This is a genomic window from Mesorhizobium sp. ISC25 (genome assembly GCF_042295465.1).
GTDB lineage: Bacteria > Pseudomonadota > Alphaproteobacteria > Rhizobiales > Rhizobiaceae > Mesorhizobium.
Window position 1 is genome coordinate 173,416 of the sequence record NZ_CP135441.1, and the last position, 14,190, is coordinate 187,605.

The 14,190-nt window shown below is 63.9% G+C and carries 16 protein-coding genes and 1 pseudogene; 5 read left to right on the top strand and 12 right to left on the bottom strand.

The window, feature by feature from the left end; translation table 11 throughout:
* Nucleotides 1–18: 18 nt before the first annotated feature.
* On the bottom strand, nucleotides 19–495 hold the full coding sequence (locus tag RQ479_RS00900; RefSeq protein WP_376703787.1) for an Hsp20 family protein: 477 nt from the start codon (nucleotides 493–495) through the stop codon (nucleotides 19–21).
* 345 nt (nucleotides 496–840) lie between these two features.
* Between RQ479_RS00900 and RQ479_RS00905 the strand changes: the two genes are divergently transcribed.
* Complete coding sequence (locus RQ479_RS00905; protein WP_292664633.1) at nucleotides 841–1,053, top strand: hypothetical protein; 213 nt, start codon at nucleotides 841–843, stop codon at nucleotides 1,051–1,053.
* Between the two features lie 137 nt (nucleotides 1,054–1,190).
* Nucleotides 1,191–1,460: a DUF982 domain-containing protein gene (locus RQ479_RS00910; protein WP_376703788.1), complete on the top strand. Its 270-nt coding sequence runs from the start codon at nucleotides 1,191–1,193 to the stop codon at nucleotides 1,458–1,460.
* A gap of 109 nt (nucleotides 1,461–1,569) precedes the next feature.
* Here RQ479_RS00910 and RQ479_RS00915 read toward each other — a convergent pair whose 3' ends face one another.
* A complete protein-coding gene (locus RQ479_RS00915; RefSeq protein WP_023718102.1) occupies nucleotides 1,570–1,839 on the bottom strand; it encodes an usg protein in 270 nt (89 codons plus the stop codon).
* A 362-nt stretch (nucleotides 1,840–2,201) separates the two neighbouring features.
* Between RQ479_RS00915 and RQ479_RS00920 the strand changes: the two genes are divergently transcribed.
* From RQ479_RS00920 to RQ479_RS00930, 3 genes are all read left to right on the top strand, one after another.
* Nucleotides 2,202–2,516: a co-chaperone GroES gene (locus RQ479_RS00920; RefSeq protein ID WP_352721181.1), complete on the top strand. Its 315-nt coding sequence runs from the start codon at nucleotides 2,202–2,204 to the stop codon at nucleotides 2,514–2,516.
* 59 nt (nucleotides 2,517–2,575) lie between these two features.
* Entirely contained in the window at nucleotides 2,576–4,207 is a 1,632-nt protein-coding gene (gene groL / locus RQ479_RS00925; protein WP_352467916.1) for a chaperonin GroEL, read from the top strand.
* A gap of 104 nt (nucleotides 4,208–4,311) precedes the next feature.
* Nucleotides 4,312–4,527, top strand: coding sequence for a hypothetical protein (locus RQ479_RS00930; RefSeq protein WP_292664630.1), 216 nt, complete (start codon nucleotides 4,312–4,314; stop codon nucleotides 4,525–4,527).
* A gap of 63 nt (nucleotides 4,528–4,590) precedes the next feature.
* On the opposite strand, the gene RQ479_RS00935 is transcribed toward RQ479_RS00930, so the two are convergent.
* The 10 genes and pseudogenes from RQ479_RS00935 to RQ479_RS00980 form a co-directional block, all read right to left on the bottom strand.
* Entirely contained in the window at nucleotides 4,591–5,088 is a 498-nt protein-coding gene (locus RQ479_RS00935; protein ID WP_376703789.1) for a GNAT family N-acetyltransferase, read from the bottom strand.
* 7 nt (nucleotides 5,089–5,095) lie between these two features.
* Nucleotides 5,096–5,545 (bottom strand): annotated as a pseudogene (locus RQ479_RS00940) (endonuclease domain-containing protein).
* Between the two features lie 297 nt (nucleotides 5,546–5,842).
* The gene (locus RQ479_RS00945) at nucleotides 5,843–6,859 is read right to left on the bottom strand and encodes an ABC transporter permease (protein ID WP_352467912.1); all 1,017 of its coding nucleotides are present in this window, start codon (nucleotides 6,857–6,859) and stop codon (nucleotides 5,843–5,845) included.
* Entirely contained in the window at nucleotides 6,856–8,424 is a 1,569-nt protein-coding gene (locus RQ479_RS00950; protein ID WP_376703790.1) for a sugar ABC transporter ATP-binding protein, read from the bottom strand. The genes RQ479_RS00945 and RQ479_RS00950 overlap by 4 nt, the downstream gene beginning before the upstream one ends.
* 216 nt (nucleotides 8,425–8,640) lie before the next feature.
* A complete protein-coding gene (locus tag RQ479_RS00955) occupies nucleotides 8,641–9,591 on the bottom strand; it encodes a substrate-binding domain-containing protein (RefSeq protein ID WP_376706068.1) in 951 nt (316 codons plus the stop codon).
* A gap of 227 nt (nucleotides 9,592–9,818) precedes the next feature.
* Nucleotides 9,819–10,826, bottom strand: coding sequence for an aldo/keto reductase (locus RQ479_RS00960; RefSeq protein ID WP_352467910.1), 1,008 nt, complete (start codon nucleotides 10,824–10,826; stop codon nucleotides 9,819–9,821).
* A gap of 273 nt (nucleotides 10,827–11,099) precedes the next feature.
* Nucleotides 11,100–11,894, bottom strand: a complete 795-nt coding sequence (locus RQ479_RS00965; RefSeq protein ID WP_352467909.1) for a tetratricopeptide repeat protein — start codon at nucleotides 11,892–11,894, stop codon at nucleotides 11,100–11,102.
* Nucleotides 11,851–12,303 carry an OmpA family protein gene (locus tag RQ479_RS00970; RefSeq protein WP_352467908.1) on the bottom strand — a complete coding sequence of 151 codons (453 nt, stop codon included), beginning with the start codon at nucleotides 12,301–12,303 and terminating at the stop codon, nucleotides 11,851–11,853. Before RQ479_RS00970 ends, RQ479_RS00965 begins: the two co-directional genes overlap by 44 nt.
* A 32-nt stretch (nucleotides 12,304–12,335) precedes the next feature.
* The gene (locus RQ479_RS00975) at nucleotides 12,336–12,635 is read right to left on the bottom strand and encodes a LytR C-terminal domain-containing protein (RefSeq protein WP_376706069.1); all 300 of its coding nucleotides are present in this window, start codon (nucleotides 12,633–12,635) and stop codon (nucleotides 12,336–12,338) included.
* Nucleotides 12,518–14,125 carry a hypothetical protein gene (locus RQ479_RS00980; RefSeq protein WP_376703791.1) on the bottom strand — a complete coding sequence of 536 codons (1,608 nt, stop codon included), beginning with the start codon at nucleotides 14,123–14,125 and terminating at the stop codon, nucleotides 12,518–12,520. The genes RQ479_RS00975 and RQ479_RS00980 overlap by 118 nt, the downstream gene beginning before the upstream one ends.
* Nucleotides 14,126–14,190 lie beyond the last annotated feature (65 nt).

Genomic DNA, 14,190 nt, shown 5'->3' on the forward strand with positions numbered 1-14,190 from the left:
CTTTCTCGACTGGTGCGTTCAGGCGGCCTGCATGTTTGCTTCGACCTGCGCGACCTTCGGCCCGGTCTTCGGCGCGGCGACATCGGTCGCGATGGCGATGTGCCGCGGCTTCATCTCCTCGGGCACCTCACGTACCAGATCGATGCTGAGCAGGCCGTTGTCGAGCGAGGCGCCTGCGACCTTGACGTGATCGGCAAGCTCGAAACGGCGGGTGAAGGGCCGCGCGGCGAGGCCACGATGCAGATACTCCGCGTTGTCCGGATCCTTGTACCGGCCCGAGACGATCAGGAGGTTCGGCTCGTGGGTTATCTCGAGGTCGTCCTCGGAAAAGCCAGCGACGGCGATGGTGACGCGGTAGTTGTTCTCGCCGCTGCGCGCGATGTCATAGGGCGGCCAGGCGTCGAAAGCCTGCGGAGCATTTTCCAGCAGGTTGAAAACGCGGTCGAAGCCGATGCTCGACCGATAGAGCGGGGAAAAATCGAATGCGGTTCTCATAGCTACATCCTCCATCGAGCAACATAGATACGAGGAGCGCCAAAGAGCTGGCGCTCCCTGGTTTCGCCGGCCCCATTTCGGCGACCGGTGCCTTCGATCTGGTTACTGTCCGCCGCAAGTCAAGACCCGGTGGCTTTCGCGTTGCCGGTTTTTCGGGCCGGTTTTTCGGTCGGTTCGGCGAGGCTGCCAATCTCCCGGCTTGCGGCGAGATGTCCGGCAGGAGATTGCCTGTTTGGCTTCAATCGCCAACGCTGACTTCCCCGGCCGGTTATTGTCTGCCGCAGGTCAAGACCCAGATTCTTGTGTTGCCGGGCCCATTCCCGGCACTCGCAGATGGAGCTGACCATGACACGCGACGAGATCATTTCTGTGCTGGGCCCGGTCGACGACGCCGTTATCGCCGACATTGCGGCGACGGACGGGACGGTCCAGGAATTGCGTGAGGCCCTGGCCTGGATCGCCGCCGACGAGGCGCTGGTGAACGAGGGCCGACCGCTGCCGACGGCAAGAGTAGCGATGCTGATCGAACTGCTGCAAGGGCCGGACGAGGAGGAATAACCGGCTGTTGCCGCGATGCTCTTGAACCGCGCAAAGGGACGAACCATGTCCTTCAGCGGCGCCGGCCGGCCGCCGGTGCCGCCAGCATAACGTTGCTTGCTCAAACAAGAAGACGATCAGAAAACAAGGAGGAAGTGATGGACGACGTCCGCTTTGCCGAGCCGATCACGTTGAAATTCCAATCCAGCGAGCGCAAGGCCGCCAGCAGTTGGGAAGCCATCGAATGCATGCGCCAGCAGTGGGCGGACCGTGCACGCGGCCGGAGTTGGCGCGCCGCCTATCGGACCTGCCGCGACGCGCTCGACGGTTGGCGTACCGCGCGTGATGCGCGCAAGGCCTTCGTCAGGGCGGCGCGCAAGGCCGGATTGCTCGCATTGGCCCGCAAGCCTGTCGACCACGCCGGCTAGCCCGGCCCCCCCGCCGATAATGTGAGATCCAAGACAAGTGGGAGAGGCAGCTGCCTTTCCCCCACCTCGGAGACTTTGTCCGCTGTCTAGCGGCTGATCGGCTTGCTCCTCAGTGGACGGTGATAATGCCGTTTACGGCCCGCCATTCGGAGGGCTGGATCAGGTGATGATGGGCGACGCGCACCGAATGCAGCGGGCCTTCGATCTCGCGCTCCCAGAAATCGAGGAAATGCTTCAGCGTCGGGAAATCGGGGGCAATATCGTACTCCTGCCAGATGTAGAGCTGCAGCAGGCTGCGATGATCGGGCAGGCGGTAGTGGATCTCCGCCGTGGTGAGGCCAAACCCTTGCATCTGGAGCTGAAAGTCCCTGCTGGTCATGCGATCGTCCTTTCCGTTGAAATCTCGGTCTGTTGAAATCTCGGCCTGCAAAACGCCTCGCCTTCCACATAGGTTCCAGCCGCCGCGAGCGGCTCCCGGCGGACGGGATTTTGAAAAATCCTGCCAAATTTCAGGCGCATTTTACCTGAGGCGACTAATGTGCGAACGATTACAGGGTATTGGCACTCTCAGGTGTCGAGTGCTAAAATTTTTGCGGGATCCTCTTGAAAGCTGAAAAAAGCGCGACTAGTTCGTATGCGCGCGATGCCTGACGAAGGGTCGTGCACCCCGTGCCGGGCCGATTATTGCCGGTCCGGTCAGGAGGATCTTCGAAAATCTGTTTGTCCCGAGAGGAGAACGACATGACGTTCCGTCCATTGCACGACCGCATCCTGGTCCGCCGTATCGAGGTCGAAGAGAAGACCGCCGGCGGCATCATCATCCCCGACACCGCCAAGGAGAAGCCGCAGGAGGGCGAGGTCATTGCCGCCGGTCCGGGCGCGCGCGACGACAGCGGCCAGTTGCAGCCGCTCGACGTCAAGGTTGGCGACCGCATCCTGTTCGGCAAATGGTCCGGCACCGAGATCAAGCTCAATGGCGAGGATCTGCTCATCATGAAAGAGAGCGACGTGCTGGGCGTTATCGAGGGCGCCGGCGAGATGAAGAGGGCCGCCTGAGCGGGGCCTCAACAAGCATTCCAGTCAACGAAAAGCTGCCTATTCGAAGGAGTGATCCAATGGCTGCCAAAGATGTGAAATTTCATACCGAAGCCCGCGAGAAAATGCTGCGCGGCGTCGATATTCTCGCCAATGCGGTGAAGGTAACGCTCGGTCCCAAGGGCCGCAATGTCGTCTTCGATAGGTCGTTCGGCGCCCCGCGCATCACCAAGGACGGCGTGACTGTCGCCAAAGAAATCGAGCTGGAGGACAAGTTCGAGAATATGGGCGCGCAGATGGTGCGCGAGGTCGCCTCGAAGACCAGCGACACCGCAGGCGATGGCACCACGACCGCGACGATTCTTGCTCAGGCCATTGTTAGGGAAGGGGCCAAGGCGGTCGCTGCCGGCATGAACCCGATGGATTTGAAGCGCGGCATTGACAAGGCGGTCGACGCCGTCGTCGCCGACCTGAAATCCAATGCCCGCAAGGTGACCAGGAACGACGAAATCGCTCAGGTCGGCGCCATCTCTGCCAATGGCGATGCCGAGATCGGCCGCTTCCTCGCAGAGGCGATGGAAAGGGTTGGCAATGAGGGTGTCATCACTGTCGAGGAAGCCAAGACCGCTGAGACTGAGTTGGAAGTGGTCGAAGGCATGCAGTTCGACCGTGGCTACCTCTCGCCCTACTTCATCACCAACCAGGATAAGATGCGCGTCGAACTCGAAGAACCCTATGTGCTGATCCACGAGAAGAAGCTGTCCAACCTGCAGGCCATGCTTCCTGTGCTCGAAGCCGCCGTGCAATCCGGCAAGCCGCTGTTGATCATCGCCGAGGACGTCGAAGGCGAGGCGCTGGCGACCCTGGTCGTCAACAAATTGCGCGGCGGCCTGAAGGTTGCCGCCGTCAAGGCGCCGGGCTTCGGTGATCGCCGCAAGGCCATGCTCGAAGACATCGCCATCCTGACCGGCGGCACGGCGATCTCGGAAGACCTCGGCATCAAGCTCGAGAACGTCACACTGGAGATGCTCGGCCGCGCCAAGAAGGTGCTGATCGAGAAGGAGAACACCACCATCGTCAACGGTGCCGGCCGCAAGGATGAAATCCAGGCGCGCATCAGCCAGATCAAGGCGCAGATCGAGGAAACCACCTCCGACTACGACCGCGAGAAGCTGCAGGAGCGGCTGGCCAAGCTCGCCGGCGGTGTCGCAGTCATCCGCGTCGGCGGCTCGACCGAGATCGAGGTCAGGGAGCGCAAGGATCGCGTCGACGACGCCATGCACGCCACACGCGCGGCGGTCGAGGAGGGTATCCTGCCCGGCGGCGGCGTGGCGCTGCTGAGGGCGGCGAAGGCGCTCGATAACGTCGTCGTCGACAATCCCGATCAGAAGACCGGTGTCGACATCGTGCGTCGCGCCATCGAAGCGCCGGTGCGCCAGATCGCCGAGAACGCCGGCGCGGAAGGTTCGATCATCGTCGGCAAGCTGCGCGAGACGACCGACTTCGGCTATGGCTGGAACGCCCAGACCAACGAGTTCGGCGACCTGTACGGGCAGGGCGTCATCGATCCGGCCAAGGTCGTGCGCACTGCGCTGCAGGGTGCCGCCTCTGTTGCCGGCCTGCTGGTGACGACCGAGGCGATGGTGGCCGAGAAGCCGAAGAAGGAAACGCCCATGCCTCCGATGCCCGGCGGTGGCGGCATGGACTTCTAAGGTCAGGCTTTCAAAGCGAGATTTCGAAACGGCAGATGGACCGTGTCCGCCAAAAGTGCGCACGGTTTTGCCGGTCCGGGAACTGACGCTGAGCAGGTGTTGCCATGGATATGACGGACAGTTTTGGAAAGATCGCGGCGCCGACCCGCCCGAAGAACGATTTCAACTATGAAACCGATTGCAGGGCGGCGCTAGCGCCTTTGGTCGACGGGTTGCTGGATATGGCTGAGTCGGCCGGCTGGGACCGCCGCAAGGCGGCCTACACACTGATGTTTCTGGCGGCTCAACGCGTGGGAGCCGGCATGGAGGAGCGCAAATGATCGCGGCGCGGATGCGCGATTGCCTGCTCTAGTGGGGCGATTGGCAGCTTCGCCGACAGCGCTCTAAGCCATCGGCAGCAGCCGGCGCATGATCAGCGAGGCGCGGCCTTCCACGCCATGCGCGGCCTCCCTGCGCTCGACCACCTCGAAGCCGTGCTTGCGATAGAAGGCGATTGCGCGGTCGTTGCCCTCGATTACTTCCAGCGCGATGCTGGGAATACCCGCATGCGCGGCAAGAACGGCGAGCAGCAGGTCGGCGGCAAGGCCGGTGCCGTACTCGCCTTTGTCGATATGGAGCCGCTCGAGCATGACCTCGCCCTTGTCGTCCATCGCCGCCATCGCGTAGCCGGCGAGCGAGCCGTCAGCCCGCTTGGCGACGAAGGACATCTTGCTGTCGTCCCTGAGCTCGGCCGCCAGCCGCTCCGGCGCGTGCTTCTCATCCGACAGCCGTGCCGTAGTCTCGGCACCCAGGATCGGCGAATAGGTGTAGCGCCAGGATTGGCCCAGCAGAAGCGACACCGCCGGCACGTCCTGTTCGGTCATGGTCCTTATTTGAGTCATTGGCACCTCACCTCAGAAACCTGCCCTTTGAGCGGAGATGTTCGGCAGGACAGAGGGGTGCCGTCCCGCCGACCATGCACGGCCGAGTCCAGCGCGCATCCGCGCCGGCCACCATCACTATATGCTGGCAGACATTGTCGATATCGCGAATGACGTCGTCGTTCCAGAAGCGCAGGATAGTCTAGCCGCTGCTCTCCAAATAGGCGCTGCGTATCCTATCCCGCTCGGTGTGCTCAGCGTCGGCGTGCTGGCTGCCATCGACCTCGACGACGAGGCCGTGCGTCGGACAGGCAAAATCCACAATGTAGGGCCCAATCGGCACCTGCCGGCGAAAGCTCAAATCCATCAGCCGATGCGCGCGAAGCTCATTCCACAGTTTCAGCTCGGCGTCGGTCATCACGCGACGCATGGATTTTGCATTCTTACGCTGGCGTGACGGAACGAGATCGTGCCCCACTAGGCGCCCCTGTCTTCGTGATTGGCGAAGTCATGGGTGACCGCCGATCTCCCCCCTTGCGGGGGAGATGCCCGGCAGGGCAGAGGGGGGGTGCTGTCCCGCCAGCTTGTCAGCCATTTGCAGTCTAATCCTCCTGCTGGAATGGGCTTGGAAGCGGCTCACATTGAGACGTTGGCGATCCTTCCCACCCCCCTCTGTCCTGCCGGACATCTCCCCCGTAAGGGGGGAGATTGGCTGTTGCCAGCGCTTTCGCCAACCTCCTGCTGCCTTGCAGCGAAAATCGTCGCTCCTCCACCATCACCGCCTTACCCGCGATTTCAGCCAGCGGTCGAAGGCCACGGCGAGGATGAGGATCAGGCCGATGACGATGCTTTGCGTGTAGGACGAGACGTTGTTGAACTGCAGCCCGTTCTGCAAGACGCCGATCAGTCCTGCACCGACCACCGTGCCGCCGACGCTGCCGATGCCGCCGAACAGCGAGGTGCCGCCGATGACGACCGCCGAGATCACCGTCAGCTCGTAGCCGATGCCGGCGACGGCTTCGGAGGAGTTGAGCCGCGCCGACAAAACGAAGGCGGCAAGGCCGGCGAAGAAGCCGACGATGATGTAGACCGAGATCAGGATGCGGTCGACCCGCAGGCCGGAGAGCCGCGCGGCCTCGGCATTGCCGCCGACGGCGTAGACGGCGCGACCGTAGCGCGTGTAGCGCAGCACGATGTGGCACAGGATTGCGGCAATCGCGAAGATGATCGCCGGCACCGGCACCGGGCCGATCAGGCCGGTACCGAACCAGCGCATCGAGGCGTCGAAGCCGGAGATCGGACCGCCATTGGAGATTGTCAGCGTCAGGCCGCGAAACACGGTGAGGCCGCCGAGCGTGACGACGAAGGGCGGCACTTTCAGCCTGGTGATGGCAAAGCCCTGGGCGCCGCCAGCCACGGCGCCGACGACGACGGCGGCGAGAAGGGCGGCGAACCAGCCATAGCCTTGCGTGCCCGTTGTCGACAGCGACAGCGTGTTGGCGGTGCCGCCTTTGGCTACCACGGCCGCGACCATGCCACAGAAGGCGAGCAGCGAGCCGACCGACAGGTCGATACCGGCGGTCAGGATGACGAAGGTCATTCCGAGCGCGATCAGCCCGGTGATCGAAATCTGGCGCATGATGTTGAACAGGTTGATCGGGTCGATGAAGCTCGGCTTCAGCACGGTGAAGACGACGATCAGCAACGCCAGGAACATCAGTGGGCCGAAGCTCATCAGCAGGCGCGCAATATTGACGCCGCCGCGCTGGCTCCGTTCGGTCGTGCTGGTCATTGCGTTGCTTCCTGCTTCTGGTCGAGCGCCATCAGTTCCATCAGTTTCTCCTCGGTCGCCTCGATGCCGGGCATCTCGCCGGTGATGCGCCCGCGCCGCATGGTGACGATCCTGTCCGACACCGCAAGCACTTCGGGCAGTTCCGACGAGATCATCATGATGGCGATGCCGCGCGCCGCGAGCTCCACCAGGATCTGGTGCACCTCAGCCTTGGCGCCGACATCGACACCACGCGTCGGTTCATCCACGATCAGCACTTTGGGGTCGCGCGCCAGCCAGCGAGCAAGGATGACCTTCTGCTGGTTGCCGCCGGACAGTCCCTCGATCGCCTGCTCGGGCGAGGCCATGCGGATCGACAGCGTCTTCCTATAGTTCGCCAACGCCTCGCGCTCGCGCCGCTCGGCCATGAAGCCGACATTGGAGTAGCGGTCGAGCGCGGCGATCGAGAAATTGGTGAGGATGGCGAGTGCGGCGAAGATTGCCTGGTGCTTGCGATCCTCCGGCACCAGGCCGATGCCGAGCTCGATGGCATCGGCGGGTGAGGCCGGCGCGATCGGCCTGCCGTCGAGCCTGATGGTGCCGGCTGCAATGCGGTCGGCACCGAAGATGGCGCGGGCGAGCTCGGTGCGGCCGGAGCCGACGAGCCCGGCGACGCCGAGGATTTCGCCCGCCTTGAGGTCGAGATCGACGCCTTCGAGCACGATCGCGTGCGGCGCCTGCGGATCGCGCACCGTGCGCAGGCCGCGCACCGAGAGCCGGACGTCGCCGGCGACATCGCGCTGCGTCGGCCTCGCATAGAGCTCGGAAGCGGCGCGGCCGACCATCTTCTCGATAATCTTCGGCAGTCTGATCGGCCCACCTTCGCGGTCTAGATGGCCGGCCAGCCTGCCGTCGCGCAGCACCGTCATGCGGTCGCAGATCGCCGATGCCTCCTCCAGCCGGTGGGTGACGAACATGATCGCGACGCCATCCTTGCGCAGCCGGTCCATGATCGACATCAGCCTGTGCACCTCGGTTTCGGTCAGCGCCGAGGTCGGCTCGTCCATGATGATCAAGCGGCTCTTCAGCGATAGCGCGCGGGCGATCTCGACCAGCTGCTGCTCGGCCACCGACAGCGCCGACACCGGCGTCGCCGGGTCGAGGTCGAGGCCGACGCGGGCGATGATCGCGCGCGAATCTTCCTCCATCTTCCGCCAGCTGACCAGCCCGAACCGGCCGAGCGGCGCGCGGCCGATGAAGATATTCTCCGCCACGGTCAGTGTGGGGATCAGGCTCAGTTCCTGGTAGATTGTTACGATGCCGTGGCGCTTGGCATCCTGCGGATTGTGCGGGCTGAATTCGACCCCATCGAAGACGATGCGGCCGCTGGACGGCGGCATCACGCCGGACAGGATCTTGAGCAGCGTCGATTTGCCGGCGCCGTTCTCGCCGAGCAGGCCGAGGATCTCGCCGGGGCGGACTTCGAGCGAAACGTCGTTCAGCGCGGTGACGCCGGCAAAGCGCTTGGTCACACCCTCGACGGTGAGCAGGGCGGGAGAGGGTGATGCGGCTTCAGCTGGCGGCAAGGATGGCTCCCTGAGACATTGAACGTCGGCGCTGCCCCTCACCCTTACCCTCTCCCCGTATAGAGACGGGGAGAGGGGGGCGCCAGCGTTGGAGCGCGTCCCTTCTCCCCGTCATTATACGGGGAGAAGGTGCCGGCAGGCGGATGAGGGGCGGCGCCAACTTCGGCGATCGATCTTGCTCGCGGGACTGTGCACCGTCAGCGCTGATCACAGACCTTACTTCGTCTCGCCCAACCTCTCCGCCTTGTCGAGATTGTCCTTGCCGATGACGATCGGCGTCAAAAGCACCAGCTTTTCCTTCGGCTCGGTCTTGTCCTTGGCGTAGGCGACCGCGATCTGCACCGCAGTGCGCGACTGCTCGCCAGGGAATTGCTCGACCGTGCCGGCCAGCTTGCCGTCGCGCACGGCGACCAGCGCTTCGGGAAGCGCGTCGAAGCCGTAGATCTTGACGTCGGTGAAGTTGCGCGCCGCGCAGGCTTCGACCGCGCCGAGCGCCATGTCGTCATTGGCGCAGATGATCGCGTCGGGCTTGCCGTTGGCGGCAAGGCCGGCCTCGGTGACGGACAGCGCCTCGGCGCGGGCGAAGTTGGCGGTCTGCTCGAAGATGATCTGGTACTTGTCCTTCATCGGATCGAGGACGTTGTGCACACCCTTGTTGCGGTCTATCGCCGGACCGGCGCCGGGCTGACCCTGCAGATGGAAGATCTTGGCGCCGTTCGGGAACGCCGCCACCATGGCCTGTGCTTCGGCCTCGCCGCCCTTGACATTGTCGGCGCCGACATGGGCGAGGATGCCTTCGACGCCCTCGACGCGGCGGTCGATGGTGACGACGGGAACGCCGGCCTTCACCGCCTCCTCGATAGCTGGGGCCAGCGCGTTGACGTCGAGCGGCGAGATGACGATGGCGTTGACCTTCTGCACGAGTGCCGCCTCGATATCGGCGGTCTGCTTGGGCGCCGAGTTCTGGCCGTCGCTCTCGATCAGGTTGACGCCCTGCGCCTGGGCTTCCGCCTTGATCTGGTTCAGCATGTGCACGAAGAACGGAAAGCCGAGGCTCGGCACCGAACCAAGGATGGTCAGCTTGTCCTGGGCAAAAGCCAGTTGCGGAGCGGCCAGCGCCAAGGCGCCCATCGCCGCGGACGACAGCAGGAATTCACGTCTGTTGATCAATTTAGTCTCCTCCCAGATAAGCGCACGACCCCGAAACCGGAATGGGTTTTCCGGAAGGTTCTGCGTCGATTCAAAAATGGAGTGTCCTTTGAGCGCCCAACTCGTGTTTGAAGGGACGCAACGGCGCTCCAGCCGGTCCACCGCGACGTTCTCCTCCGCTCGATGCCGGCCGGCGGATGCTAGCCAAGGCCGGAGCTTTGCGCAAGAACGGGAGAAGGCAAGACCTACCGATCGATCATCACCATGGTGCGCTCGCCGTAGCGCGGACCGGCGACCTTGCCGGGCGCCAGCGCGTCGTCGAGCACCTGCATCTCGGCGGCGTCGAGCCTGATCGAAGCCGCGGCGACGTTCTCCTCGAGGTATTTTCTGCGCTTGGTGCCGGGGATCGGCACGATGTCGATGCCGAAGCCGCTCCCCTTGTGGAGCAGCCAGGCCAGCGCGATCTGGCCCGGCTTGACGCGCTTCGCCGCGGCAATGTCGAGCACGGTGGCTGCCGCCTGCATGTTGGCGTCATAGTTGGCGCCCTGGTAGCGCGGATCGCCGCGCCGGTAATCGCCCTGCGGATAGTCTTCGGCGCGCCTGACGTCGCCGGTGAGGAAGCCGCGACCGAGCGGCGAGAACGGCACCAGGCCAATGCCGAGCTGCTTCAGCAGCGGAATGATTTCCGGCTCCAGGTTGCGCTCCCACAGCGAATATTCGCTCTGCACCGCCGATACCGGATGCGCCGCATGTGCCCGGCGGATGTTGGCGGCACCGGCTTCCGACAGGCCGAAGAAGCGGACCTTGCCCTCAGCGATCAGCTCGCCGACAGCACCCGCCACGTCTTCGATCGGCACGGCCGGATCGACGCGGTGTTGGTACAAAAGGTCGATATGGTCGGTGGCGAGCCGGCTGAGCGAGCCCTCGACAGCCTCGCGGATATGCTCGGGCCGGCTGTCGCGCTCGGTGCCGATCTGCTTGCCGTTTTCGATGCGGAAGCCGAACTTTGTGGCGATCGTCACCGCATCGCGCCGGCCCTTCAGCGCGCGGCCGAGCAGTTCCTCGTTGGCGAGCGGCCCATAGACCTCCGCCGTGTCGAAAAACGTGCAGCCGAGCTCGATGGCGCGGTGCAGCGTGGCGATCGACTCCGCCTCGTCGGCCGGACCGTATGACTGGCTCATGCCCATGCAGCCGAGACCAATTGCCGAGACTTGCAGCCCTTGGCTGCCGAGTCTGCGCTTTGTCAATGTCATGTGAAGTTCTCCGGGTAAGCATCGCGTTCCAAACCGTCAGGTTCAATATAGCGCGCCGGGTCGGTTTCCACAGCCGATGGCTGACCGGCCATTTGATCCAGGTCAAAGTGCGCCGCATCGATGCGCTTACAGTGTCCGCTGTCTTGGGAAGGACGCAAGGGGGCGGGTGGTCCGGGCCGGAAAGGCCAGAAGCAGCTAGCTTCGGACCACCCGTGGATGGCGGGCCACGAACGATGAAGGTGTTGGCGAAGTCGGCCGCCGTAAATCAGACCATCAGTTGGCAGCAGTGCGCATATAAGACCAATCGCTGGCAGCGTAGCGGCCACCCCTTCGTGCCACGGCGAGCACGCGCCATGCGAAGGCTCCCTTATGACTTGAGAGAGCCACGTTCAGGCTCGAAATATCGACAAAGCCGGAATAGATTTCACTTGAACCAGATGGCACAAGTGCTAGCAACTCCACGAAGAAGCGCACTCCCTCTGGTTGCTGGCGTGCCGTCCACACTAGCTCGACACTATTTGCGCTGGAGCCAATCAACTCGCCATATCTAGGCGCGATGAGTATTGGAGCGGAAAGCGTCGCGGCCTTTGCGCCACCAGAGCGAATGGCAGTCAGGCGCGCGCGAGCAGCCGGGAGACCGGATGCTTTGAACCACGCACGGGCGAGATCGACGTTTTGCGGAACGCCTTGCCCTGCCTCGTAAAGCTGGCCGAGATTATATGCCGCTCTTCGAATGCCATGAGAGGCCGCACGCGCGTACCATGTGGCGGCTTGCGCCATATCCGGGGACACGCCGCGGCCGCTGTCGAGCATGATGGCAACATTGAATTGTGCTTCGGGCAGACCCGCTTCTGCAGCACGGCGGTACATGTCGAAGGCGAGCCGAGCACCTGTCGGTCCGCCCATCAAGTCTTGTCGCAGTGCCTCGCGAAACAAAGCACTCGGATCCTCGGCGCTAGCCGGCGTCACCGACTGTGCGAACGCGAGCAATAGACTGGCCGCGGTCACGAAGCGGCGCACGGCGTTAGCGCCAGGTGATCTCGACACGACGGTTTTCAGGTTCGGCAATACCCTCTTCGGTCGGAACCGCGAGTTCTGTTTCGCCTTTCGCCAGGACCTGGAACCGGTCGACCGGAAGTCCGCGATCGAGCAAAGCTTTCAGCACCGCTGTCGCCCTGCGCTGAGAAAGCAAGAGGTTCTGCGCTGGTGTTCCGGCACGATCGGCACTGCCAGTAACGATCATGACTTGCGGCTTGCCCTCGTTGAAGGCGCGAGACGCTTGATCGAGGACTTCTCTGTCCTTGGGAAGAATTGTGCTGCTGCCGGTGCCGAAATGGATGACCAATGGGGCCGGTCCACTTTGTGGTTTCGCGCTTTCCGGCGTCGCGGGCGAAGGCGGATCTGTTTGCGCGAAAGCAGATGTGCTTCCCAGCAGGACAATAAAGGCGAGATGGCGAACAAAGCAACTGAGGTTCATATCAGACTCCTGTTTTGCGCTTACCTTACTAGTTACCGCCCGATTGCCACTTCGATAGTTCCGGGGCGGGGGAGTGAACCATCGTCCGCAAATGCGCGCTGGATGAGTGCAGCTTCCACAAGCCCAGCCGCTATACGCTCTGCGCTTGGTCGATCTTCATTATAAAAGTACATAACTTCGTTTGCCCGAGAGCTTGTGGGTGAATTGCCAGATTTTACGACGTCGAGCCCCTGGGCTCGCAGACTCCGCTCCAGGGTCGCCGCTCGTGTCCGCGCGGAATTGCGGTTACGCGCAAAGCGCAGAATGACTCGTGGAGTTGTATCTGGGGGCAGAACGATATCAGGCGATGTGCCGATGGTTGCGGTAGACTGAGGCTGAGACGACTCTTGAGGCTGAAATGCTTCAGCAAACTGCTTTCAAGGCGATCCATCTGCTTTTCAAGGCGATCCATGCCGGCATGATTGTCCGTCGCCTGCCGCCGCAATTTCTCGATCTGAGCCACGAGCTCGGACCGCTGGCGATCGAGTGCGGCCGCATCCGGCGACGGCGCCCGGGCGACGTCGCTCACCTGCGCTCGCAACTGCGCCAGCTCCGTGCGATCGGCGGTCGCGTCCTGCCGCAGCTTTTCGATCTCGGCCACGAGCTCTGCCCGCTGGGCCCGCTGGCGATCGAGCGTAACCGCATCCGGTGACGGTGCCCGGGCGGCTTCTCTCACCTGCGTCCGCAGCTGCGCCAGGGCCGCACGGTCGGCGGTCGCCGCCTGCCGCAGCTTTTCGATCTGAGCCACGAGCTCGGACCGCTGGCGATCGAGTGCGGCCGCATCCGGTGACGGTGCCCGAGCGATGTCGCTCACCTGCGCTCGCAACTGCGCCAGCTCCGTGCGGTCGGCGGTCGCCGCCTGCCGCAGCTTCTCGATCTGAGCCACGAGCTCTGCCCGCTGGCGATCGAGCGTAACCGCATCCGGTGGCGGTGCCCGGGCGGCTTCTCTTACCTGCGTCCGCAGCTGCGCCACGGCCGCACGGTCGGCGGTCGCGTCCTGCCGCAGCTTTTCGATCTCGGCCACGAGCTCGGTCCGCTGGCGATCGAGCGCATCCGGCGGAGGCGCCCGGGCGGCTTCGCTCACCTGCATCCGCAGCTGCGCCACGGCCGCACGGTCGGCGGTCGCCGCCTGCCGCAGCTTTTCGATCTCGGCCGCGAGCTCTGCCCGCTGGCGATCGAGCGCAACCGCATCCGGCGGAGGCGCCCGGGCGGCTTCGCTCACCTGCGTCCGCAGCTGCGCCAGCTCCGCGCGGTCGGCGGTCGCCCCCTGCCGCAACTTTTCGATCTCGACCGCGAGTTCAGTCCGCTGGCGGTCGAGCGTAGCCGCATCCGGTGGCGGTGCCCGGGCGGCTTCTCTTACCTGCGTCCGCAGCTGCGCCACTGCCGCGCGGTCGGCGGTCGCGTCCTGCCGCAGCTTTTCGACCAACTGGGGGAGGTTCGTGCTGTCGCCCGCCGCCACCTGCTGCAATTTTTCGATCTGACCCAAAAGTTCGGTCAGCTGGCGATCGAGCGTAGCCGCATCCGGTGGCGGCGCCCGGGCGGCTTCGCTCACCTGCGTCCGCAGTTGCGCCATGGTCGCGCGGTCGATCGTCGCGTCCTGCCGCAGCTTTTCGATCTCAGCCGCGAGCTCGGCCAGCTGGCGATCGAGCGGGGCGGCATCCGTCGAAGCCGCCTGGGCGGCTTCGCTCACCAGCTCCGTGTGATCGGCGGTCGCCTGCTGCCGCAGCTTTTCGATCTCAACTGCGGACGCAGTCGAGAGCGTAATTGTCGCGCCGACGATCAACATACTAGCCAAGAGTATTTTTTGCCAGTTGACACGAAACCAGCCCCTGGATTTCAGCAACTCGG